The sequence below is a fragment of the Sphingopyxis sp. genome, from assembly GCF_965227415.1.
Classification (GTDB): Bacteria; Pseudomonadota; Alphaproteobacteria; order Sphingomonadales; family Sphingomonadaceae; genus Sphingopyxis.
The window spans coordinates 146,617-171,107 of sequence record NZ_OZ245749.1 but is presented as its reverse complement, the minus strand read 5'-3'; the positions used below and the strand labels follow the sequence as shown (position 1 = coordinate 171,107).

The 24,491-nt window shown below is 64.6% G+C and carries 16 protein-coding genes; 5 read left to right on the top strand and 11 right to left on the bottom strand.

The genetic code is table 11. The features are described 5' to 3' along the window. Window positions 1-3: 3 nt before the first annotated feature. The 3 genes from ACO055_RS00805 to ACO055_RS00795 all read right to left on the bottom strand — a co-directional run bounded on the left by ACO055_RS00805 (window position 4) and on the right by ACO055_RS00795 (window position 5,478). Window positions 4-1,356 carry an MFS transporter gene (locus tag ACO055_RS00805; RefSeq protein ID WP_422060720.1) on the bottom strand — a complete coding sequence of 451 codons (1,353 nt, stop codon included), beginning with the start codon at window positions 1,354-1,356 and terminating at the stop codon, window positions 4-6. After that, window positions 1,356-3,767: a TonB-dependent receptor gene (locus ACO055_RS00800; protein ID WP_422060719.1), complete on the bottom strand. Its 2,412-nt coding sequence runs from the start codon at window positions 3,765-3,767 to the stop codon at window positions 1,356-1,358. Before ACO055_RS00800 ends, ACO055_RS00805 begins: the two co-directional genes overlap by 1 nt. Window positions 3,768-4,371: 604 nt before the next feature. Beyond that, window positions 4,372-5,478 carry a CapA family protein gene (locus tag ACO055_RS00795; protein WP_422060718.1) on the bottom strand — a complete coding sequence of 369 codons (1,107 nt, stop codon included), beginning with the start codon at window positions 5,476-5,478 and terminating at the stop codon, window positions 4,372-4,374. A 155-nt stretch (window positions 5,479-5,633) separates the two neighbouring features. Here ACO055_RS00795 and ACO055_RS00790 point away from each other — a divergent pair, with 155 nt between their 5' ends. From ACO055_RS00790 to ACO055_RS00775, 4 genes are all read left to right on the top strand, one after another. Then, window positions 5,634-8,543 (top strand): TonB-dependent receptor, encoded by a 2,910-nt coding sequence (locus ACO055_RS00790; protein ID WP_422060717.1) that lies wholly within the window; start codon window positions 5,634-5,636, stop codon window positions 8,541-8,543. 63 nt (window positions 8,544-8,606) lie between these two features. Then, the gene (locus ACO055_RS00785; protein WP_422060716.1) at window positions 8,607-10,145 is read left to right on the top strand and encodes an AbgT family transporter; all 1,539 of its coding nucleotides are present in this window, start codon (window positions 8,607-8,609) and stop codon (window positions 10,143-10,145) included. Between the two features lie 8 nt (window positions 10,146-10,153). Next, on the top strand, window positions 10,154-11,983 hold the full coding sequence (locus ACO055_RS00780) for a CocE/NonD family hydrolase (protein ID WP_422060715.1): 1,830 nt from the start codon (window positions 10,154-10,156) through the stop codon (window positions 11,981-11,983). Between the two features lies 1 nt (window position 11,984). Further along, the gene (locus tag ACO055_RS00775; protein ID WP_422060714.1) at window positions 11,985-12,911 is read left to right on the top strand and encodes a LysR family transcriptional regulator; all 927 of its coding nucleotides are present in this window, start codon (window positions 11,985-11,987) and stop codon (window positions 12,909-12,911) included. Between the two features lie 22 nt (window positions 12,912-12,933). On the opposite strand, the gene ACO055_RS00770 is transcribed toward ACO055_RS00775, so the two are convergent. From ACO055_RS00770 to ACO055_RS00740, 7 genes are all read right to left on the bottom strand, one after another. Beyond that, the gene (locus tag ACO055_RS00770) at window positions 12,934-13,641 is read right to left on the bottom strand and encodes a FadR/GntR family transcriptional regulator (protein WP_422060713.1); all 708 of its coding nucleotides are present in this window, start codon (window positions 13,639-13,641) and stop codon (window positions 12,934-12,936) included. Beyond that, on the bottom strand, window positions 13,638-14,387 hold the full coding sequence (locus tag ACO055_RS00765) for a helix-turn-helix transcriptional regulator (RefSeq protein WP_422060712.1): 750 nt from the start codon (window positions 14,385-14,387) through the stop codon (window positions 13,638-13,640). The genes ACO055_RS00770 and ACO055_RS00765 overlap by 4 nt, the downstream gene beginning before the upstream one ends. A gap of 51 nt (window positions 14,388-14,438) precedes the next feature. Then, window positions 14,439-15,746, bottom strand: coding sequence for an MFS transporter (locus ACO055_RS00760; RefSeq protein ID WP_422060711.1), 1,308 nt, complete (start codon window positions 15,744-15,746; stop codon window positions 14,439-14,441). Then, on the bottom strand, window positions 15,746-17,149 hold the full coding sequence (locus tag ACO055_RS00755; protein ID WP_422060710.1) for an FAD-binding oxidoreductase: 1,404 nt from the start codon (window positions 17,147-17,149) through the stop codon (window positions 15,746-15,748). The genes ACO055_RS00760 and ACO055_RS00755 overlap by 1 nt, the downstream gene beginning before the upstream one ends. A 2-nt stretch (window positions 17,150-17,151) precedes the next feature. Further along, complete coding sequence (locus tag ACO055_RS00750) at window positions 17,152-19,326, bottom strand: TonB-dependent receptor (RefSeq protein ID WP_422060709.1); 2,175 nt, start codon at window positions 19,324-19,326, stop codon at window positions 17,152-17,154. Window positions 19,327-19,582: 256 nt separating this feature from the next. After that, a complete protein-coding gene (locus tag ACO055_RS00745; RefSeq protein ID WP_422060708.1) occupies window positions 19,583-20,356 on the bottom strand; it encodes an SDR family NAD(P)-dependent oxidoreductase in 774 nt (257 codons plus the stop codon). Between the two features lie 3 nt (window positions 20,357-20,359). Beyond that, window positions 20,360-21,844, bottom strand: a complete 1,485-nt coding sequence (locus ACO055_RS00740) for a carboxylesterase/lipase family protein (protein WP_422060707.1) — start codon at window positions 21,842-21,844, stop codon at window positions 20,360-20,362. Window positions 21,845-22,061: 217 nt separating this feature from the next. Here ACO055_RS00740 and ACO055_RS00735 point away from each other — a divergent pair, with 217 nt between their 5' ends. After that, window positions 22,062-23,216, top strand: a complete 1,155-nt coding sequence (locus ACO055_RS00735; protein ID WP_422060706.1) for an acyl-CoA dehydrogenase family protein — start codon at window positions 22,062-22,064, stop codon at window positions 23,214-23,216. 17 nt (window positions 23,217-23,233) lie between these two features. On the opposite strand, the gene ACO055_RS00730 is transcribed toward ACO055_RS00735, so the two are convergent. Continuing rightward, window positions 23,234-24,478, bottom strand: a complete 1,245-nt coding sequence (locus ACO055_RS00730; RefSeq protein ID WP_422060705.1) for an acyl-CoA dehydrogenase family protein — start codon at window positions 24,476-24,478, stop codon at window positions 23,234-23,236. Window positions 24,479-24,491 lie beyond the last annotated feature (13 nt).

Here is a 24,491-nt window from a genome sequence, read left to right as displayed (position 1 = left end):
GGGTTATTCGGCGAACGCATAGTCGGGCGGCCCCGGATCGAGCTGTCGGCGAATTTCGGCATGCGCGGCCTCGTCGAGCGGGAAGCGCGCGATCAGGGCAGCGGAAAAGGCGTGGGCGATGGCGGGGCCGAGCGCGAAGACGACCAGCAATCCGCTCAGCGCCGCAGGGCTGTTCGCGCCCTTGGGATCGAAACCGAGCCAGCTGACGAGCGGCAGCGCGACACCGACCGCGACCGCCGTCGCGGTCTTCCCGGCAAGACTGAACACCGAATAATAAAGCCCCGTGCGATCCTCGCCGCTGTCGAGGCGGTGCTTGTCGGCGACGTCGGCGACGATCGCGCGCAGCATCAGATTGCCCGACCCCTGCGCGAGTCCCTGCGCCAGCGTCAACGCGAGCAGTAACGGGAAGGTGTCGGGGGTGACGAGCAACAGCGACAGGTTCACTGCGACCTGCACCAGCTCGCCTGCCACCGCGGTGCGATGCTTGCCATAGCGGCGCCCGATCTTCAGCCAGATCGGTCCGGCGAAAATCCCGAAGACGAACTGGAACAGGAACAGACCGCCCGCCCATTCGGGTCGGCCCATGTAAAAGGTGACGAAAAAGACGATCAGCGCGGCGCGGATGTTCTGCGCCAGCGTCACCGCGAAATCGGAGGCGAGGACGCGAAGGAGCAGCGGCTCGCCAATGATCGCGCGGATCGTTTCCTTGAGGCTGGGCTTGCTCACCGGGATCGGCGGCAGCGGCGGTTCGCGGAGCGCCGTCAGCGTCAGGACCAGCGCCGGGACGATCGAGAGCAGCACCAGTCCGCCCATCAGCGACAGCTGCAGACGCCCGTCGCCGGGGTGCAGCTGGTCGGAGATCGTCGGCAAAATCAGCGTCAACAACAAAGCACTCGACGTCACGACGGTCTGATAAGTCGCGATGCGCGTGCGCTGGTGATAGTCGCCCGACACTTCGCCCGACCAGGCCTGAAACGGGATCTGCACCGCGGTCCAGCCGAGATAGAAAAAGAACAGGACGATCCCGAGCGACAGCGGCGTCACCCCGAAGGGTGGGAAAAAGAGGAAGATCGACGAAAGCCCGAACACTACCCCACCCGCCGCGATCCACGGCTTGCGACGACCATAGCGGCTGCGGGTGCGGTCGCTGAGCGATCCCATCACTGGATCGGCGATTGCATCCCATAGCCGGCCAAGCAGGAAGATGACGCCGATCACGGTCAACGACAGGCCATAGTCGCGGGCGTAAATCGCCGGCAGATAGACACCCAGCGGCAATCCAGCGGCGGCGAGCGGCACCGCGACCGCAGAGAAGCGCGCGAGCTGGCCCGCGGTCGGGGGGGGGGCGCTGTTCATCAGAGCTTCGTCCGCAGCGTCGCGCCGATCGTGCGCGGTTCGCCGATCAGCGCGGTAACGAGGCCGGTGACGGCCGGCGACAGCGTCTGGAAATAATCCTTGTCGAACAGATTACGCGCCCAGATCGACACGTCGAGCAAGCCGTCGTCGGTCTTGAAGCCGATCCGCGCGTTGGCGATGCCATAGGCCGGAACATCGGCGTAGCGGCTGTCGCTCGACGAGGTGTTGAACGTCGAGCGGTGCGAATAATCGGCATGGGCATACAGCGACAGGTCGCGCCCGCCCAGATTGCCGAGCGGCGCGGAAACATCGCCGCCCAGCGTATAGGTGAATTTCGGTACCCCCGGCAGCTGTTTGCCGGTCAGGTCCTGGATCGAACCGAGGTAGAGCCGCTCCGGCGCTTGCGGCGCATTCGGATAGTCGCTGTACGTCGTGTCGGCATAGGCGACCGAGGCATAGAAACTCGCGCGCTTGCTGGGCGCGAAGGTCAGGTCGCTTTCGAAACCACGCGATCGCACCTTGGGGATGTTGGCAATATACTGCCGGAAATTGACGGTATTCGGTACCTGTTCGATGATCGCGGTCTGATAGTCGCTGATCTCCGTCCAAAACCCCGCCACGTTGAGCGTCACGCGGCGGTCGAGCCATTGCGACTTGACGCCCAGCTCATAGCTGTCGACCTTTTCCGGGGCGACGTCGGGATCGATACCGGCCGGCAGCGCGGTCAGGTTGAGCCCGCCCGATTTGTTGCCGCGCGAGAAGGTCGCATAGGCGAGCGCATCGTCGCTGAACTGCCACGACAATGTTGCGAGGCCAGACAGGCTGTTGTCGGTAAAGGCGGTCGAATAGCTGGTCAGCGGATTGAACTGGTTGCGGATGGCGAGCGCCGCGGCGGCCGTCGCCGCAGGAAGCGTCGACAGGTCGATCCCCGCGACATGGAACTGGTTGAACGACCCGTCCTTTTTCTCGTGCGTGAAGCGCAGGCCCGCGGTCAGCGTCAGCTGATCGGTGAATTTCCAGTCGAGCTGGCCGAACAGGGCATAGCTGCGCGTGCGCGGGTCGGAGGTCGAATTGGCTTCGAAGCCGTTGAGCGCCGCGTTGCTGACCGCCACCGGCACGGTCGGCAGGTTCCACAGGCCCGCGGCGGGACCGTATGCGGTCGCCCCTTTGCCGCGGATGACCTGCCAGAAATAATAGGCGCCCACGACATAGTTGATCGGGCCGTCGCTGTCGGAGGCGAGACGGACTTCCTGGCTGAACTGACGCTGGCGGTTCGCTTGTTGCGCCTTGGTGATCACGGGCAGCGACGTCGAATCGCCGTCGTTCGAAGGGTTCCAGTCCCACCAGCGATAGGCGGTGATCGACGTCAGCTTGGCAGCACCAATGTCCCAATCGACCTGCCCCGATACGCCATAGCCGTCCATGTTCGACTGATAATGGCTGTTCGCTTCGCCGCGCCGCGCGAAGGGATCGATCGTCGGGAAGCTGTAGGTCGGAAAGCGCGCCGCGCGCGCCGCGAAATTGTTCGGAATGACGACCCCATTGTCATAAGTGCCGAAATAGCCGGCGAAGACGTTGAGGACGTGGTTCTGCTTCTGCCGAGAGAAATCGCCGATGATCTTGACCTCGAGATCGGCGCTCGGCGTGAACAGCAATTGCCCGCGCACGCTCCAGTTCGAATAGTCCTGGGCGCGTTCGTTCTGGGTCGTGTTGTAGAGCAAACCGCGCCGCTCGGTCACCGAACCGCTCAGGCGCACCGCGAGCAGGTCGTCGATCAGCCCGCCCGACGCCGATCCGCGCAGCTGGTAATAGCCATAATCGCCGACGCTCGCCTCGCCCGAAAATTCGGGGTCGAAGCTCGGCCGACGCGATGAGATGTTGATGGCGCCCGAGGTCGTGTTCTTGCCGAACAGCGTCCCTTGTGGCCCGCGCAACACCTCGATCTGCTGCAAGTCGACCAGGTCGAACTGGGTCTGGCCGACGCGGCCATAATAGACATTGTCGATATAGAAGCCGACGCCGTTTTCAAGCCCGTCGTTGGTCAGCGCGACATTGCTGCCGAGGCCGCGGATGTTGATATTGGTGTTGCGCGGGTTGAAGCTGAATACCTGCAGGCTGGGAACGATCTGCTGCACTTGGGTCAGCGTATAATTGCCCGTCGCCTCCAGCGCTTCGGACCCGATGACCGACAGCGCGATCGGAACGTCCTGCGCGCTTTCGTCGCGGCGGCGCGCCGATACGATGATTTCGTTGGCATAGTCGCCATCGTCGATACCGACAGGAACCGCCGCCTCGGCGGCTGCGCTCGCGTCGTCGGCGGCCGTTTCCGCGGCAAAGGCAGGCGTCGCTGGAACCAGCAACGCGGCGCCGAGCAAAAGCTTCAAGCGATCATCGGGAGAGAATTTGGTCATTATAATGGGTCCCCGGGCGGCGATCCCGCCCCCTTTTTTGTGTGATGAATGATGGCGCGGCGCGGCGCGTCGGATCGGGCGGACGCCAGCCCGTCGCCCCACAGCGCACGGGCGGCGCTGCGCAGGGACGCAGGATAGCGAGCCAGATCCGACAGGTCGGATTGGGTCAGCAAAGGCATGATCGTTCCCGCGCCGGCGCAGACGCGCCGGACGTTCGGCCGCAACGCCTCGCGTGAGGAGAGAAGCGACAGGAGCTATGGGAGGCGCCGCTGCGCGGAGCGGGGTGCGGTCGGTCCGCTACCCCACGCGCAGGATCGGCGATCGTTTAAAGTCTGGTGCTACACATACGCATCGCAATACCCCTTCAGGGGGAACGCAATGCCTGGCGATGTCGCCCGAGCATCACGCGCTTTAGCCGTTGGTAACGCGGAGCAAGCTGCTTTCCCGTTCAAAAGCCGCGGGTCGAAGAAGAGAGCGGGAGAGCCCGTCACCCGTCTCGACCAGCTCCGAGTGACAATCTCAACTTAAAAGATTGATATTGGTTTCGTCAACCGCCGCGACGCCGTTTTGCGATGAAGAAAATCTTTCGGGCGGTGAGCCGAGGCTAATTCGCCGGGGCTGGAAGGGCTGCGTTGCCGAAGGATCGGGTGAGTGCCTCGACCCGATCGAGAATGATGCGCGCGTTGGCGCCTCGCGCAATATGGGGGGTTCCCCTGACCTGCGATCCGCCGACCATAACTCCCTTCGCGTCAAGCTGCACGGGCGTCAGCTTGACCGCCGCGACATTGCCCGCGCGAATTTCGAGATGGGCAATGATCGATTGCCACGCTTCGGCACCGTAAGCGCCGTCGGGCTTTTCGGACTGGAAGACGAAAGAGCCAAGCCCGTGGAACAGCGGCGCGCCGCGGTAATATTCGATGCCCTGCATTTCGGGGACGCCATGCGCAGCGAAGGTAACCGCTCCCGCCTCGATCGCGCGGCGCGCGAGGTCGCGCTGCCATTCGGGGGTGTCGGACTTGCGCGGCTCCCAATAATGGCTGTGCAGATAGGCAATCACCGTCGCGCCGCTGCCCGCCGCCAGGCGGATCGCCGCGAGATAGCGCTCGATATCGACCGCGTTCAACGCGCCATCGGCGTCGCGCCGCAATTCGTTGACGCCCGCGCGGTCGGCGGTCGCGGCGGCGCCATCGCGGATCGCCCCGGCCGCCGCTGCGACGAGCGCGACCTTCGCATACCCCTGCAACAGACCCGGCGCGCTCGCCTCGGCCAAGTCGCGGCCCGTGCCTGCAAAGGCCATTTTGCGCTCGCGCAGCGCGTCGATCGTCGACAGGATGCCTCCGGTATCGAGATCCCAGGCGTGGTTATTGGAGGTCGCGACGATATTGACGCCGATCGCGCGGAGGCAATCGATGACCGACGCATCGCCGACGTGAAGGACTTCGCTGTCGGCGGGGCGCGTCGATTGTCCAGCGAGCGGCCCGGCGATCACGGTCTCGAGGTCGGTGAAGACAGCGTCGCTGGCGCTCAACAGACGCCGGAATTCGCCGAGCCCCTGCCATCCGATCGTTCGCAAATCCTTCTTGATCAGCGCCTGACCGAGCAGGCTGACGCGCAAGGGGCGGTCGCCGCCCGCCGTGGCTATCGGAAGAAATGCGACCGAAATTCCTGCTCCCAGCAATCGGCGACGCGTAGGCGCGAGCAAATAGGCCAATCTTTGTCCCTCCCTTTCGCATCATATAATAAGATTGCGAGATGGCGGGCAACGTCATGCGCTTTTGTTATGGATGCATCCAAGCCTGTCATAATATTTTTCGGTGGCCGACTTGCCCCTAAGCCAGGGACCGAATCGAAAATGGGGGACCTGACATGACTATCGCATCCGCTCGCTTCGCCCGGCGCTGCCAGCTCGCCAGATTGGCCGCCGCCGCCGGCATCAGCCTGAGCGCCTTCGCCTGGCCCGCACTGGCCTACGCCCAGGCAGCCGGCGCTGACGAAGTGGCGCCGGATGCCACGGATGCTGACTCCGGCGGCGACATCATCGTGACGGGTTCGCGCATCGGGCGAAAGGACGCCGCCTCGGTCGGGCCGATCCTGACGCTGACGTCGGAAGATATCACCAAGTCGGGAACCTCGTCGATCGGCGACCTGCTGCAGAAACTGCCATCGGCGGGCGTCAGCCTCAATTCCAATGGCACGCAGGGCACCTCCTATGGCGCCAGCTCGATCAATCTGCGCTATCTGGGCGGAGCCGAGGGCAGCGGCAACCGCGTCCTCGTTCTCGTCGACGGACATCGCTGGGTCGACGGCGTCGGCCAGCGCGGTTTCCGCGACTTTGTCGATCTCAACACGCTGCCGCAGGGCATGATCGACGGCATCGAGATTTTGAAGGATGGCGCCTCCGCCATCTATGGCGCCGATGCGATTGCGGGCGTCGTCAATATCAAGACGGTGCAGCCGTTCGACGGGCTGCGCGGCTCGGTGCGCGCCGGCATCACCAGCCATGGCGACGGAAGCGAGCTGTCGGCGAAGCTGACCGTCGGCAAGACGTGGGACCGGGCCTCCGTCATCCTGTCGGGCAGCTATTTCAAATCGCGCGCGATCCGCACCGACGCCCGCGCGCTGACCACGCAAACGCTCGTTCCGGTGACGGCGGTGGGCACGAACCCCAATGGGCTATTCATCCTGCCGGGTCTGGCGGCGAACGGCTATTTCGGGACGCCCGCAGGCTTCGCGAACGCAACGAACCCGATCGTACTGAACAATGGCGCGACGATCGGCGCCGGTAACCTCGCCGACAACGCGTTCCACCTCGGCGCCTTGCCCGGCGACTTCTATAATACGCAGGCGCAGGGCATTTATTCGGCGGGCCCGTCGGAGCGCTACGGCGTGTACGGCCGCTTCGACTATGAACTGACCGACGACGTCACGATCAAGCTCGAGGGCGTCTATAACCGGCGCAAGTCGAACCAGCTCTTCTCGCCGGTCCTGCTCGACATCGGCGGCAGCGCCGGGACCGTGCGCGGCTTTGCGATCCCCAACAATCAGGCGTTCAATCCGTTCGGCACCGCGAACGGCGTGCCCGCTGGCAATGCGCTGGGCTTTGCCGCGAACAGCGCGTGGCGCATCCGCAAGGTGATGACCGACGTCGGCAACCGCAACAATGTGCAGGATGTCGAGACGATCCGCTTCTCGGTCGGCGTCGATGGAACCTTCCAGATCGGCGGCGGCGAATGGCGCTGGGACGTCTTCGGGTCCTATTCGAAGAACAGCATCGACACGGTCGCCGAAAACGGCATCAATTACGACAATCTGTTCCTCGGCCTCGGCTCGCCCGCCACCTGCGCCGCGAATGCCGGCTGCGTGCCGATCAACCTTTTCGCGCCGATGACGCCCGCACAGGCAGCCTATATCCGCTTTACGACGCGCGAGTATAACCGCACCGAACTCTACAATGCGGCGTTCAATGTCACTGGCAATCTGTTCGATCTGCCCGCGGGCCCGGTCGCTCTCGCGGTCGGCTACGAATATCGCCAGAACCGCGGCTTCGACGCGCCCGATCCGATCGTGAACGCACCGCCGACCTTCCTGAATCCGGCGCTCTATACGAAGACGACGGGACAGACGCGCACTCCGACCGTCGGCAGCTACGACCTTCACGAAGCCTATGCCGAACTCAACGTGCCGATCTTCCGCGACCAGCCTTTCGCCGAAAGCCTCGAGCTCAGCCTGGCCGGCCGCTATTCGGACTATTCGACTGTCGGCAACAAGGCGACGTTGAAAGTCGGTGTCGGCTATCGTCCGATCGAGGATATTCTGTTCCGCGGCACTTATTCGCAAGGCTTCCGCGCCCCGTCCATCCTCGAGCTGTATCAGGGCGCCCGCCAGACGAGCTTTCAGGGTGCCGACCCCTGTAATGGCGGCGCATCCGCCAATCCCGGCCTGCCCGGCTGCGCGGGCGTTCCGACTGGCTATAATCAGGCGAACTTCAACCTCAACGGCCTGATTCCGGGGGTCATCAGCGGCAACAGCAATCTGAAGCCCGAAACCGCCGACACCTTCAGCGCCGGCGTCTCGGTCACGCCCAGCGGGGTGCGCGGCCTGTCGCTGACGGTCGATTATTACAAGATCAAGATCAACAACGCGATCGCGGCGCAAACGCCGACCCAGATCCTTCAGCTGTGCGCACTGCGCGGCGGCGTGTTCTGCGACCTGGTGAACCGCGACACCGGGACCGGCGCGATCCTCGAATTGCTGCAGGGGGCTCAGAACCTCAACTCGATCACGACCGACGGGGTCGATGCGACGCTGCGCTATGACTTCAACACGGGCATCGGCCGTATTTCGGCGGTGGTCGACACCTCCTATCTCCATTCGTTCAAGACCACGGCGCCCAACCCCGCGGGCGGCGCGCCGATCGTCGACGAACGCGCAGGGCGCGGCGATACGCCGCGCGCGACCTACCCGCGCTGGAAAGGCCAGGCGTCGCTCGGCTGGACCGGCGACCTGGTCGATGCGACCTTGCGCGCGCGCTATATCGGCCCGACGACCGATGCGGTGAATACGGTCAAGAACGACCGGACGCGCTCGATCATCTACACCGACCTCGAAATCGGCTTCAACATCGACGGCGATGCCGCGCGCTTCAGTCTGGGCGTCAACAATCTCTTCGACAAGGCGCCGCCCGCTTCCTACGCCAACGCGCCCATCAATTACGACATCTACACCTATGATGCGCGTGGCCGCTTCCTTTACGCCAGTTTCTCGGTGAAGATGTAACCGGATCGGCCGCGCCGGGCTCGGCGCGGCCATCCCTGGACCAGAATGCGGGGCGGCTCGACCATGTCAGCGGACAGCAAGACGCGCAGGTGGCTCGACCGGGTGGAGCGCTGGGGAAATGCCCTGCCCGACCCGGTCTTCATCTTCCTGGGGTTGATCGCCCTGCTCGTCGCGGCGTCGGTCGCTGCCGCACTGCTGGGGTGGAGCGCCGTCAATCCCGTCACCGGTGAGACCCTGACCGCCAAAAGCCTGCTCTCGGCGGAGAATGTCGGCAAGCTGCTGACCGACATGCCTGAAACGATGGCAAATTTCCCGCCGCTCGGGCTGATCCTCGTCGTCATGCTCGGTGCAGCGGTCGCCGAACGCTCGGGCCTGTTCACCGCGCTGATGGCGCGCGCGATGCGCGGCGTTTCGAACCGCTTCCTCAGCCCTGCCATCTTCCTGATCGGGCTTTTGTCGCATCAGGCCGCCGACGCTGCCTACGTCGTGCTGATCCCGCTGTCGGCGATCATCTTCGCCGCGGCGGGACGCCATCCGCTGTCGGGAATCGCGATCGCCTATGCCGGCATTTCGGGCGCCTTCGCCGCCAATCTGTTGCCGGGTCAGTTCGACGTGCTGATGCTGGGCATCACCAAATCGGCGACGGCGCTGCTCGTTCCCGATCATATGCTCAATCCGCTCGGCAACTGGTATTTCACCGCCGCGCTCGGCGTGATCCTGATCCCCGTCACCTGGTATGTGAACGACCGGATAGTCGAACCACGGCTGGGGAAATGGACCGGCACGCTTCCCGAAGGCGAAAGCCAGGACGACGCCGATCCCGCCGACCAGCGGAGAGGGCTTCGCCGCGCCGGCTTCGCCGCGCTGATCATTGCGCTTGTGTTCGCGGCCTTCACCTTCTGGCCGGGCTATACCCCGCTGGTCGACACCGCCGCATCCGGCCCCGCGCGGCTCGAGCCCTTTTACGCCTCGCTCGTCGCGGGCTTCATGCTGCTCTTTCTCGTCTGCGGCTGGGTCTATGGCGCGGCGGTCGGATCGATCGGATCACATCGCGACGTCGTCAAGATGATGACCGAAGGGCTTGCGACGATGACCCCCTTCCTCGTCATTTCGTTTTTCGCCGCGCATTTCATCGCGATGTTCGCCTGGTCGAACCTTGGCCCGGTGATGGCGATCAACGGAGCCGACTGGCTGCGCGCGCAACATCTCGCGACGCCAGTCATGCTGATCCTGCTCCTCTTGATGTCGTCGGTCTTCGACCTCGTCATCGGGTCGGCGTCGGCGAAATGGAGTGCGATGGCGCCGATCGTCGTGCCGATGTTGATGCTTCTGGGCGTATCGCCCGAAATGACCACCGCCGCGTATCGAATGGGAGATTCGATCTTCAATATCGTAACGCCCGTCGCGTCGAATTTCGTGCTAGTGCTGGTCCTCGCACAGCGCTGGCGCAAGGATTTCGGCGTCGGGTCGCTGATCGCGATGATGCTGCCCTTCTCGATCGCCATCGGCCTGACCGGTCTCTGCCTCGTCGGGCTGTGGACCGGCTTCGACTGGCCCGTCGGACCCGGCGCGCCCTCGACCTATGCGATGCCTGCGCGGTGATCGAAACGATGGACATCCGGATTCTTCGCGACGTCATGGTGCCGATGCGCGACGGCGTTCGCCTGGCGACCGACATCTATCTTTCCGGCGATGCGTCGGCCTTGCCGGTCCTCCTCGAACGCACGCCCTATGACAAAGCGGGTACGAACCACGCCGACTTTTCGGTCGCAAACGAAACCCCGCTCTCGAAACCCGACATCGCGCGCATCTTTGCATCGCACGGCTATGCCTTCGTCCTCCAGGATTGCCGCGGCCGATATGGGTCCGAAGGCGTCTTTCGCAAATATATGTCGGAGGCCGAAGACGGCGCCGACACGCTCGCCTGGATCCGCACGCAGCCCTGGTGCAACGGCGCGATCGCGACATTGGGGCTGTCCTATGGCGCGCATGTCCAGGCCGCGCTTGCCAGCCTGAATCCGCCGGGACTCGCGGCGATGTTCCTCGACTCGGGCGGCTTTTCGAGCGCCTATCACAGCGGCATTCGGCAGGGCGGGGCCTATGAACTCAAGCAGCTGACCTGGGCGCTGAAACACGCTCTGCTGGCGCGCGAGACGATGGAGGACGCCGCGCGGCGCGAAGCGCTTGAGGCCGTCGACATCCGCGACTGGATCGGCGTCGACAAATGGGCGCCCGGCCACTCGCCGATCAGCGCCGCGCCCGAATATGAATCCTTCATCCTCGAACAATGGAAGGAAGAACGGCTTTCCGACTTCTGGAAGCAGCGCGGCATCTATGCGCGCGGCTGGTACGACGAATTCGCCGACGTGCCGATGGTCCATATGTCGAGCTGGTACGACCCCTATGCCCTCACCGCGATCGAGAATTTCACCGGTCTTGCGGCGCGCAAGCGCGGCCCGGTGAAGCTGATCATGGGGCCCTGGACGCACGGCAAACGATCGCTGACCTATGCGGGAGACGTCGATTTCGGCGCCGCATCGACACTCGACGACGTTTTTGGCGATTATGTCGGCTTGCGGCGGCGCTGGTTCGACCACCATCTGAAGGGCGCGCCGGCCGATCCTCTGCCCGACGCCGTCTATCTCTTTACCATGGGCGGCGGTTCGGGGCGCCGTCTCCCCAGCGGTCGCCTGGACCATGGGGGAAGCTGGCGCGCCGCAGCGACCTGGCCGCTTCCCGGAACGCAGCTGACGACGCTTTATCTCGGCAGCGACGGCGAACTTAAGCACGACCCCGCGAGCGTGCCCGGCAGCCGCAACTTCACCCACGATCCGCATCATCCGGTGCCGACGATCGGCGGCGCGATCGCATCGGGCGCGCCGGTGATGGAAGCCGGCGGCTTCGACCAGCGCGAAGGTCCGGACTTCTTCGGATCGAAACCGCCCTATCCTTCCATCGCCGAACGTCCCGACGTCCTTGTCTTCGACACCGCTACGCTCGACGCCGATGTCGAACTCACCGGGCAGGTGGTGGCGGAGCTGTTCGTCAGCTCGGACGCGGTTGATACCGATATCACGATCAAAGTCGTTGATGTTTACCCGCCGAACGCGGACTATCCCGATGGCTATGCGCTCAACATCGCGCACGGCATCTTGCGGCTGCGGTTCCGGAACTCGTTCGAGGCGACCGAACCGATGGAAAACGGAAAGGTCTATCCGGTGAAGATTGCGTCCTTTCCGATGAGCAACCGCTTCTGTGCGGGGCACCGGATCCGCATTGAAATCGCCGGCAGCAATTTTCCGCATTTCGACATCAATCCGAACAGCGACTGGCGGGTCGACGGCGAGCCGCCGCGCCCGGCGCAAAACAGCGTGTATTTCGGGCCAGGACAATCCTCGCGCATCCTGTTGCCCGTCATCGCGGCGACGGAAACGGCCTGACATGCCGAAACCGCCGGCACCGGCGGGCGTCGAGCCCGACAAGGATGTCAGCTTTCGCGCGCTGCGCGTCTTTGCGGAGATCATGCGAACCGGCTCGGCCACCGCGGCGGGCAAACAATTGTCGCTGTCGCAGCCCGCGGTCAGCCGACTGATCGCGCAATTGGAGGCGAATGTCGGTTTCGACCTTTTCTATCGCGACCGCGGCAAGCTGGTTCCTACCGCTGATGGCACCAAGCTGATCCAGGAGGTCGAGTTGACGCTTTCCAGCCTCGACCGGTTCAACAGCCTGGTCCGCGATATCGCCGGATATTCGGCAGGAACGGTGCGGATCGTCGCGCCGCCGAGCTTTGCCGAAGGGGTGCTCCCCGACATCGTGTCGCAATTCCGCGAGCGCTTTCCGGGGGTCGAGTTCAGTATCGATTCGCGCAGCGTCGAAACCGCGCGATCGATGATCGCGATGCGCTATGTCGACTGCGGCTTCGTCAAGCTGCCGACCGACGAAAGCGATATCGCGGCCGACCAGATCGTGTCGAGCGGTTCGGTGTGCGTGATGCGCGACGACCATCCGCTTGCCGCGCTCGACACCATCACGCCCGCGGCAATCGGCAACCATCCGTTGATCCTGCTCGGCGCCGGACGCCATTGGCGGGCACAGGTCGATGCCGCCTTCGCCGCGTTCGGGCTGCGGCCCAGCGTCGCGATCGAAACGCACACCCACGGCTCCGCCTGCGCGCTGGCGGCGAAAGGCAATGGGATGGCGATTTTGAACGAGCTGCTGGTCAAACCCTATCTGCACGCGCCGCTCGTCGCGCGACGCTTCGACCCGCCGATCCTGCACGAATATGCCTTCGCAGTGTCGAACGTATCGCGCCCGTCGCGGCTGACGCTCGAGTTCAAGGAAGAGGTGCTGCGCTTTTTCTCGAGTTAGGCCGGGCGTTAATCGGCTCGCGTCAGAACTGGTCCTTCAGCATCTCGCCGATCGAATTGTTGAAGTGGCTTTCCATCGCAGCCCGCGCGCGCACGGGGTCGCGCGCCGCGATCGCCTCGGCGACCTCGCGGTGGAGCGCCAGCGTCTCGTCGCGCTCGTGATGCGTCGTGCGCCCTGCCCAGGCGCGCGGGATGGCGACGGCCATCAATTGCTCGAACGAGCGCACGATCTGGTGGAACAGCTGATTGCCGCTCGCCTCTGCGATCGTCTGGTGAAAGGCGGTGTCGGCGGCGGTGCGCGCGGCTTCGTCATGCCCGACCGACAGGCCGTGCGCGGCCGTCAGGATCGCGCGCGCCTGGTCGTCGCTGCGGTTGACCGCCGCCAGTTCGGCGGTGCGCAGTTCGAGCGTGCGGCGCACGTCCCACACGTCGGCGAGCGACACTTGCGCGGTGTTTACAGCGTGCCCCATCGACGCCGCCATCACCGACCCGTCGATCGCGCCGACGCGTGGCTTGCGCCCGTTGCCGACGTCGACGAGGCGGAGCGCGGCGAGCGCGCCGAACGCTTCGCGCATCACAGGCCGGCTGACGCCGAGTTGCGTTGCAAAGCTGCCCTCGCCCGGCAGCGTATCGCCGACCTTCAGATCGTTGGCGCGGATGAAGTCGCGCACCGATTCGACCGCCCGGTCGACCAGCGAGCCGCGCGCGCCGAGGTCGATCATTCCGCTCATGCGGCCACGCCCACGCGGCGCATCGCGGTCGGCGCCATGCCAAAGCGGCGCGAGAAGGCGCGCGTGAAGCTGGCGTTGTTGAGATAGCCGCAGCGATAACCGATGCTGCCCACCGGCAGGTCGCTCGCTGCCAGCATCTGCCGCGCCTGACGCAGCCGCCGCTCGCTCAGTGCCTCGGCGACGCCACATTGATAGAGCTCGCGAAACCCGCGCGTCAGCTTGTCGCGATTGAGCCCGCAGCTTTTTGCAATATCGTCGATCGTCCATTTCTCGTGCCAGCGCGTGTCGACGATCCGCCGCGCCGCCGCGATCCGCGCAATGTCGCTCTCGGTCAGGCTCGGCTGGCCTTCGACCGCGACGAGATCGCCGGCTCGCAACGCGGCAAAAAACTGGCAGAGCAATTCGATGCTACGCGCCAGCCGCAGCGTGTCGGTCGCGGCGGCGTCGCAATCGGGCGCGACGATCGACTGGCCGAGCGCGCGCAGATCCGATGGCAGGTACCAGCGCGCGTCAGGGTCAGGCAGGTCGCCGAACAGGCGGCGGCATGCGCTGCGCGACACCGCGAAGACGAGCAGATGCTCTTCGCCTTCCAGTTCGCGAAACGCCAGCGTTCGCACCACCGGCTCCCCGACGTCGCCAAAGCCGAGCAACAGCGCGTCGGGCGGCAACAGCATGCGGTCACACGCGCCGCGGCCGATGAAGGTGGTCATTTCGGGCGACACGATGACAGGATGCTTGGACGGCATGGCAATTCTCCCTGAACCCCGCCTACACCTATCTTACAGCTTTCGCAAGACCTATCTGATAGGTTCCGGAGCGCGCCGCATCGCGAGAAGGAAAGCAAGGAAGGACAGCGCGCTGACGATCACCCCCACCAGCGCCAGCGCTTCGGCCAGCATTGCTTCGCCGCCCATCAGGGCACTTACGCGCGTCACCACCCACGGTGCCAGGCCGAAACCGATCAACCCGGCAACCGCGATGAAGGCGCCGATGCACAGGCCGCGCAACTCGTTGGGAAGCAGCACGGTCAGCGCGACCGACACAACAAGACCGGTCACCGCGCCGCACATCGACAGGACGCCAAGCGCGACCGCAAGCCCGGTCACGCTGGGCATCAGCGGAAACAGCGCGGCTGGCACCCCGATCCCCGCGGCGATCACAGCGCCCAGCAGGATGCCGCCGCGGCGGCGGCTTTTCTGTCCGATGTCGGCCGAAATACCGCCGAGCACCGCGCCTGCAACGCCCGTGCCGAACATCAGCGCGCCAACCCAGCCTGCGAACTGCTGTGGCTGGAGCGCGAAGTCACGCGACAGCACCGGCGCGACCCACACGGTTGCGGCCACATCGGCCATGACGACCGCGACCTGCCCCGCGAAGAGCGGACCCAGAAAGGCGCGGCGGGCCCATAGCTCGGCGACAACGATGCGGAACGGCGCGTCGGGGCTGGCCTCAACCTCGCGCCGTTCGGGTTCGCGCAGGAACAGCAGCGGCAACAGGCACAACGCGCTGATCGCAGCCAGAAGCACATGCGCGCTGCGCCAGGGCGCCATCGCGGCGAGCCAGCCGGGCGCGCTAAAGTCGGCGAGCAGGCCGAACAGCCAGCCGGTCAGCGCAAAGCCGAGCGCTACGCCCAGCGCCTTGCCCAGATTGACGATCAGCATCGCGCGGCCGCGCTGATCGGGCGCACAATAATCGGCGCACAGCGACAGCGCGGCGGTGAGCGATCCGGTCGATCCGATGCCGACGAGCATCCGCGCTGCGGTCAGCAATCCCGCGCTTGGCGCGAAGGCGGTGAGCAAGGTGCCGAGCGTCCACAGCATCGCCAGCCCGATCGTCAGCCGCACGCGATTGCGACGATCGACGAGGACACCGATCGGGATCGAAAACAGCACCATCGGCACAGCCGCGCCAAGCCCCTGGATCAGCGCGAGCGCATCGTCGCTGAGGCCCAGTTCGGCCTTTGCGCTTTCCTGGATCGTGCCGAAGCTGCCGAGCGCGGTGAAGCCCATCGTCGTCACCAGCGCGAGCAGCAACAGCGGGACGAAAGTCGCAGGCGCGGTCAGGCGCGCGGCGGGCGAAGCGAGCGTTTTGGCCTGCGTCGCCATCACAGCGTAAAGATCTTGCCGGGGTTGAGCAAATTTTGCGGATCGAGCGCGCGTTTGATCATCCGCATCTGCTCGACCGCTTCGCCGAGCTCGGCGACGAGCCAATCCTGCTTGCCGATGCCGATGCCATGTTCGCCGGTGCAGGTGCCATCCATCGCGAGCGCACGCTCGACGATCCGCGCGTTGATCGCCTCGACTTCGGCCATTTCGTCGGGCGCGTCGGGATCGATCGAGAAGATCACATGGAAATTGCCGTCGCCGACATGCCCCAGGATCGTCGCCGGGACGCTCGACGTGTCGAGGTCGACATGTGTCTCGGCGATGCATTCGGCCAGGCGGCTGATCGGCACGCACACGTCGGTCGCCCAACCGATCGCGCCAGCGCGCATGTTGACTGCGGCATAATAGGCCTCGTGCCGGGCGCGCCACAATTTGGTGCGCTCCTCTGGCAGGTTCGACCAGTTGAACGCGCTGCCGCCGTTCGCCTCGGCCAGCGCCTTCACCGTTTCGACCTGCTCGGCGACATTCGCCGCGCTGCCGTGGAATTCAAAGAACAACGTCGGCGCTTCGGGATAGTCGAGCTTCGACCAGCGATTGACCGCGATCATCTGCTTCGTGTCGAGGATTTCCACGCGCGCGAGCGGCACCGCGCACTGTATCGCCTGCACTACCGTATCGACCGCGCCGCCCAAAGTGTCGAAACTGCACACCGCGGCCGAGATGGTGTCGGGGACCGGATGGAGGCGCAGCGTGACTTCGGTAATGATGCCCAGCGTGCCTTCGGATCCGACATACAGCCGCGTCAGATCATAACCCGCCGCCGACTTGCGGGCGCGCCGCGCGGTGCGGATCACCTTGCCCTGCGGCGTCACCACTTCCAGGCTCAGCACGGCATCCTTCATGGTGCCATACCGTACCGCGTTGGTGCCTGACGCGCGCGTCGAGGCCATGCCGCCGATCGTGGCATTGGCGCCGGGGTCGATCGGAAAAAACAATCCCTGATCGCGCAAATGAACATTCAGTTCCTCGCGGCGGACACCGGACTGGACGACGCAATCGAAATCCTCGGCATTCACGGCCACGACGCGATCCATCAGGGTCATGTCGAGCGAAATGCCGCCGTGGATCGCCAGCGCATTGCCCTCGATCGACGTACCCGCGCCAAAGGGGACGATCGGGATATCAGCCGCCGAGCAGAGCGTCACGAGCGCAACCACATCGTCGGTCGACTGGGCAAAGACGACGGCGTCGGGCAGCACCGGTGCGAAATGGGACTCGCTTGATCCATGTTGCCCGAGCACCGCCGCTCCGCGCTGGAAACGGTCCCCAAACCGTTGCTCCAGCGCCCCCACCAAATCCGCGGGAAGCGGCTTGCGTTGCCAATGGCTCGCCATCCCCGACATGATCAGAACTTCAGGCTTGCACGGACGCCATAGCGGCGCCGGTCACCGGTGATGCCAAGGTCGGAGGCCGGAAGCCCCGCAAGCGCCAGCGTCGTCTTTTCGATGTAGCTTTCGAAATAGTCGGTGTTGAAAATATTGTTCGCGAACAGCGCCACCTCGACCGGGCCGGTGCGATAGGCGATCGACGCATTGGTCAGCCAATAGCTGTCGAGGAACGTCGGCGTCGTCTGGTTGAGCGTTGCCGCGAGCCGCTTGCCCTTGCCGACCAGGCCCGCGCTCAGCGTGATGTCGCTGTCGCCGCCGGTTTCTATCCGATAATCGCTCGAAAAGCTGGCGGTCCAGTCGGGCTGGAAGGTCAGCCGGTCGGACGACAACAGGCGGCCCGTGGTCGCGGTATACGCGCTGTCGTCGGTGATGCGGGCGTGCATCCAGGTGAAGCCGCCGCGCAGCGTCCACGCCTGGACGGGGCGGACCATCGCTTCGAGTTCGATGCCATAGCTTTCGACGTCACCGGTGTTGAGGTCGACGGTGACAAGCCCGCCGCCCGCCGCCGGAGCGATCGAGTTGAGGCCGATATAATCCTTGTAATCGCTATAGAAGACGGTGCCCGACAGGCTCATCCCCGGCGCCGAATATTTGGCGCCGGCTTCATATGTCCATGCCGAGTCGCCCTTGTACGTCCGCGTCGGCGCCGTCGGCGCGTTGAAACCGCCACCGCGATAGCCGCGCGCGACCGACACATAGGTCATCAGGTCGGGCGTCCACTTGCGCGTGATCGACAGCTTCGGCTGCCATTCGTCGGATTTGAGCTTCGCGGTCGGTACAAGCCCGCCAGCGGTCGCGGCGCCGAGAACGGTCGTCGTCGTGCTGACGACCGAGCCGTTCGAAACGCGGTCCTCATGATCGTAGCGCACGCCCGCCGAGACTTCCCAGTCGAGGTTTGGCTTCCAGAACACCGTACCGAACGCTGCATAGGTATCGCCGACATTCTTCGCCGTCGTCATGCGCAGGATGCTGACGGGGCCAAGGATCGGGTGGACCAGCGAGATCGTGTCGCGCGCTTTCACTCTGGTCATTTCGTTGCTGTAGAAGACGCCGACGAGAGTCGAGAAACTGTCCGACCATTCGCTGTCGAGGCGCGTTTCCATCGTCATCGTGCGCAGGGCGTCGCGGCCGACCGAGCGCACCGTGTCGGTGGGGCCGAAGTCGCCTTCCCCGTCGGGCGTGAAGCCGTTGCGCATGTCATAGGCGCCGATGACGCTGAGCTTCGATCCGCCACCGAGATCGGCTTCGGCGCGGGCATTCACGCCCCGATATCTGAACGAGACGGCGTTGATCGTGTTGAACTGAACGTCACGCGAATAGTCGCGCGGGCCGGTCACCCGCGAATAGGGGACGTTCACGCCATCGACCCAGTCGTAATAGCCTTTGACCGTCAGCGTGAAGCCGTCCGACGGTGTGATCCGCACTGTCGCGTTGAGCGAGTCGGTGTTGAACGGATTGGCATTGCCGCCGATCACCGTATTTTTGAGGAAGCCGTCCTGCTGACGGTGCGCTGCTGCGACCCGGATCGCCACCTTGTCCTTGACGATCGGCCCCGACACCGAACCCGACACCATCCAGCTGTTGTCGGGCCCGGCATAGCTGGCGTTGGCACGCACTTCCAGATCGTTGCTCGGCGCACGCGTGATCACGTTGATCGCGCCGCCCATCGTGTTCTTGCCGTACAGCGTTCCCTGTGGGCCGCGCAGCACCTCGATACGGTCGACGTCGACCAGCGGATTGTTCAGATACGAGGTGTTCGGCTGATAGATGCCATCGATGAACAGGCCGACGCCCGGCTGTACCGACTGGACGAGCGTCACGCCGACGCCGCGGATCGAAACGAAGGCGCGTCCCGCGCCGTCGCTGTTGATGTTGAGACCCGGCGAGAGCACCGCCGCTTCGCGCACCGAATTGAGCCCTCGCGCGACGAGCGTGTCGCCGCTGATCGCTGTCGCCGCGATCGGGATATCGTTCAGCGTTTCTTCGCGCTTGCGCGCCGTGACGACGATGGTGCCGTCACTCTCGCCTTCGGTGGTGGCAGGCGCCGTCGCGGCGTCTTGCGCATGGGCAGGCGCGGCCGCCAGCAGGGCGGCGAGCACGGTCGTGGAAACGGCAAAATTCAGCTTGGTCATCAGACATCCCCAAAAGAGGCGGTCAGTGCCGCCCTGCAGAGACCTATCTGACAGCTTTGCGACCTATATGAAAGGTCGACGATTGTGCCGATCGGCAGACGGGCTTTGCAGCGCGCCTAAAGATCGAAATTTCCTTATCGTCATCCCGGACTTGATCCGGGATCCATCAGCGCGACGGTAGCTGTCGACCGTGGATCCAATCCGGGGTGACGAAAGAAGAGACTGTGACATTCCGCTTTTGCCCACTGGGCCAGCCTCACCAGCAACTATACCCGCCGTCGGCCAGTACGATGCTGCCGGTCATCAGGCTCGCCATGTCGGACGCCAGGAACAGGATGACCGCCGCAACCTCTTCGGGTTCGCCGAGCCGCGCTTGCGGCGTCCCGTCGATCCAGCGGCGATACATCTCGCCCTGCTTGTCGGCAAAGGCATTGAGCGGGGTCGCGATATAGGTTGGAGCGACCGCATTGACCCGCACGCCGCGGCCCGCCCATTCGGCGGCGAGGCTCTTGGTCAGCTGGTGCACCGCGGCCTTCGACGCATTATAATAGCTTTGCGGCTGCGGTCGGTTGACGATGAAGCCAGACATCGACCCGACGTTGACGATGCTCCCCTGCCCCGCCGCCAGCATGTGCCGTCCGAAGGCGCGCGCGCACCAGAAACTGCCGTTCAGATTGACGTCGAGCACATTCAGCCAATGCTCGTCGGCGACAGCCTCGGCCGCGGTCTCGCTGCGCGCGATGCCGGCATTGTTGACGAGAATGTCGATCCGTCCGTCGCGCACGGCCATCGCCGCTGCCGCGGCATCGACCGCGAGGCTGTCTGTCACGTCGAGCGGCTGTGCAAAAGCGGAATGGCCTTTGACGGCCAGCGCGGCGATCGCGCGGTCGAGCGCTTGTTCGTCCCTGTCCGCGATCGTCACGCGCGCGCCGGCCTCGGCCAGCGCCTCCGCGCTCGCAAGGCCGATTCCCTGCGCCCCGCCCGTGACAAAAGCGGTGCGCCCGTCGAGGCGCAGCTTTTCGATATACATCCGCTACTCCGGCACGAAAGCAGCGGCAGGCATCGCGGGTTCGTGAACCGCCTCGCCGCGCGTCATCTGATACACCATCGCGTCGGCGCCATATTCTGGCCACGGCATCGACCCGCTCGTCGCGAAACCCGCCCACAGGTCGTGGACATGGTCGGCGAGCGCCTGAGGCGGATCCATTCCCGCCAGCCCGCGTGGCCCGGTGACGCTCGGCAGCGTCTTGAACACGAACGGCATTTCGATCCCGTGGCACGCACCCAGCGCGCCGTCGCACGCGGGCGAGCGCCAGTCGAACTCGTACATCCACGTCTTGCCCTGATGCGCGGCGGCATATTGCCGTGCCGGCCAGCGAAAGACGAGATCGTTCATCGCGTCGGTCATCGCCTCGCCCGGCCGCACGCCCTTTTGCTTGTATCCATAGGCTTTCAGCACGCCCCTTGCGTCGGGATGCGACCGCCCGAGCAGCCAGCGCGCGAGCAGCCCGCCGATCTTCCGGCGTACGCCGGTCGGGACGAAATAGAGGTTCATCTCTTCGGCATTGGTGCCGATGACAACTTCGACATCGCGCCCCGCGCCTTTGCGCAGCGCATCGATCGGCTTGTCGGGCAGCACATCATCGCCATAGACCGGAATGAAACGGCTGATCCCGTACACCGGTTCGCGCCCATCCCGGTCGCGCAGGTCGATCGCCCATGGCTTGGCCACCTTCTCGATCGCGTCCATCATGTCGCTGTTGGATACCGGTAGAAATCCGTCGGCATCGGGCACTATACGCAGCACCTTCGCCAACTTCCGCACCAGCCGCTGCGCCACATCGATCTCGCGCACCATCGCGCCATGGCCGCTCTGGATGATCGCCCGCGCGAACAGCCCCTTGGCGAGTGGCGACGTGACCAGGTCGGCGATCGCCATCGCCCCCGCGCTCTCCCCGAACACGGTGACATTCGCAGGATCGCCGCCAAAGGCGGCAATATTGCGCTGAATCCAGTCCAGCGCAAAAATCATGTCGCGCAGCCCCAAATTGGTGGGCACTCCCGGAATCGGCAGAAAGCCGTCGATCCCCATGCGATAATTGATCGCGACACAGACTACGCCCGACGCCGCGAAAGCCATCCCGTCATGGACGGCCGCGTCCTTGCTGCCCGCCACGAAGCCGCCGCCGTGGATGAAGACCATCACGGGTGCAGCCTGGGCGTCGCGGGGCGTCCAGACATTGAGCCTGAGATAGTCGCCATCGCTCCCGTCGCTCCCGTCACCGATAAGCGGCGACACATCGATCGCGGGAAAGGGCCTGATCCGGTGCGGCGCCGCCGGCCCCCGATCATCCATGTCACGCACGCCTTCCCACGCCAGCGGCGGCCGTGGCAGCTCAAAGCGCCGCGGCGGTGCGGCGTAGGGAATCCCAAGAAAACGCAGGACCGAGCCGCAAGCGTGGCCGCGGATCGCGCCGCCTTCGATTTGGATGGCGGGATGGGGCTGTTCGTTGGCCATGGCACGAACCTATCACTTGCCGCAGCCCCAAGCCTACCTCAGCCGCTATGCCGAGCGGAAAAACTAGTGTGCCCGCAAATGGCAGCCGCCGCCCGGTACCGCGCCGCCGGCTGACGGGAAAAATTCCGCGCATTGCGGCAGGATTGCCGCTTGCCGCGCCGCGCAGCGCCGCTAAGGGCAATGGCACATCGAAGTTCGACGATAGGACAGGAGCCCCATGCCCGAGCCATCGCATCCCGAAATCCGCGAATCCGTCCGCCGCCTCTGCGCCGAATTTCCAGGTTCCTATTGGCAGGGCCTCGACCGCGACCGTACGTATCCCACCGAATTCGTTCGCACGCTGACCGAAGCCGGATTTCTGTCGGTTCTGGTCCCCGAGGAATTTGGCGGCGCCGGGCTCGGCCTCTCCGCCGCCACGGCAATTCTCGAGGAAATCCATCGTTCGGGGTGCAACGGCGGCGCCTGCCACGCGCAGATGTACACGATGGGCACCATCCTGAAACATGGCTCGCCCGAACAGAAACAGCGCTACCTTCCCGGAATCGCGAGCGGTGACATGCGCCTTCAGGCGTTCGGCGTCACCGAACCAACGAGCGGCACCGACACGACACGGATCAAGACCTTCGCGCGGCGCGATGGCGACGACTATGTCGTGAATGGACAAAAGATCTGGATCAGCCGCGCTGAACACAGCGATTTGATGGTTCTGCTCGTCCGGACGACGCCGCGCGACGAGGTCGCGAAATCGTCCGACGGGATGAGCGTGCTGCTCGTCGATATGCGCGAGGCAGTCGGCAACGGCCTGACCATCCGCCCGATCCGGACGATGCTTAATCATGCTACTACGGAGCTTTTCTTCGATGATCTCCGCGTTCCTGCGGCGAATTTGGTCGGAGAAGAGGGCAAGGGCTTCAAATATATACTCGACGGGATGAACGCCGAGCGCATTCTGATCGCCAGCGAATGCATCGGCGACGGACGCTTTTTCATCGATCGCGCATCATCCTATGCGTCCGAGCGCGAGGTGTTCGGGCGCCCGATCGGGGAAAATCAGGGCATCCAGTTCCCGATCGCGCGCGCGCATGTGCAGATCTCCGCCGCCGCCGCGATGGTCGATCAGGCGGCGGCGATGTTCGAAGCGGGCGAGCCCTGCGGAACCGAAGCGAACATGTCGAAGATGCTCGCTTCGGAGGCCAGCTGGTATGCCGCCGACATGTGCATCCAGACGCATGGCGGCTTCGGCTTTGCCGAGGAATATGACATCGAACGCAAATTCCGCGAAACGCGGCTCTATCAGGTCGCGCCGATCAGCACGAACCTGATATTGAGCCATGTCGCGACGCACGTCCTGAAGCTACCCAAGAGCTTCTGACCGGCGTTTCGGGCGGCTCAATGCCGCCCGAGTTCTTCGCGCCCGACGACCATGTAATGCACCTCGTCGGGACCGTCGGCGAAGCGCAGATGACGCACGTCGGCATAGAGTTCGGCGAGCGGGGTCCAGTGCGAAATGCCCGTTGCGCCGTGGATCTGGATCGCCTGATCGATGATCTGACAGACCTTTTCGGGAATCATCGCTTTCGCCATGCTGACCCAGACACGCGCCTCGCGATTGCCCATCAGGTCCATCGCCTTTGCGGCCTTGAGCACGATCAGGCGCATCGCCTCGATCTCGCAGCGCGCACGCGCGATGACTTCCAGATTCTTGCCGAGTTGCGATAGCGGCTTGCCGAAAGCGACGCGCGAATTGCCGCGCTTCACCATCAGGTCGAGCGCGACCTCTGCCTTTCCGATCGTGCGCATGCAGTGATGGATGCGGCCCGGTCCGAGGCGCAGCTGCGAAATTTCGAACCCGCGGCCCTCGCCAAGCAGAATATTCTCTCGCGGCACGCGGACATTTTCAAAACGCATATGCATATGACCCTGCGGCGCATGGTCGGCGCCAAAGACGCGCATCGGACCCAGCACCTTCACCCCCGGCGTGTCCATCGGCACCAGTATCTGCGAATGCTGGCCTTTGCGCGCGGCTTCGGGGTTGGTCTTGAGCATGCAGATCAGGATCTTGCAGCGCGGATCGCCGGCGCCGCTGATGAAATATTTTTCTCCGTTGATCACCCATTCGTCGCCGTCGAGCACCGCGGTGGTTTCAAGGTTGCTCGCGTCGGATGAAGCGACGCCAGGCTCGGTCATCACATAGGCCGACCGGATTTCACCGTTGAGCAGCGGCTTCAGCCAACGCTCTTTCTGCGCCGGCGTGCCGACCATTTCGAGCACTTCCATATTGCCGGTATCGGGCGCCGAACAGTTCAGCGATTCCGACGCGAGCGGCGACTTGCCGAGTTCGGCAGCAATATAGGCATAGTCGAGATTGCTGAGCGGCGTGCCGGTGTCGCCGTGCGGAAGGAAGAAATTCCACAGGCCAGCGGCCTTCGCCTTGTTCTTGGCGCCTTCGAGCAGGTCGAGCTGCCCCGGCGCCCAGCTCCACCGATCGGCGCGGTTATCGCCCAAGCGGAAAAACTCCTCGGTAATCGGGTCCACATTCTCTGCGATGTGGCGCTTCACCGCCTCGAAGAGCGGCTGCGCTTCCTTCGACATGCGAAGGTCGTTGAGTTCGGCCTGAAGCTCGATTTCGGTCATGCTAATTCTCCGC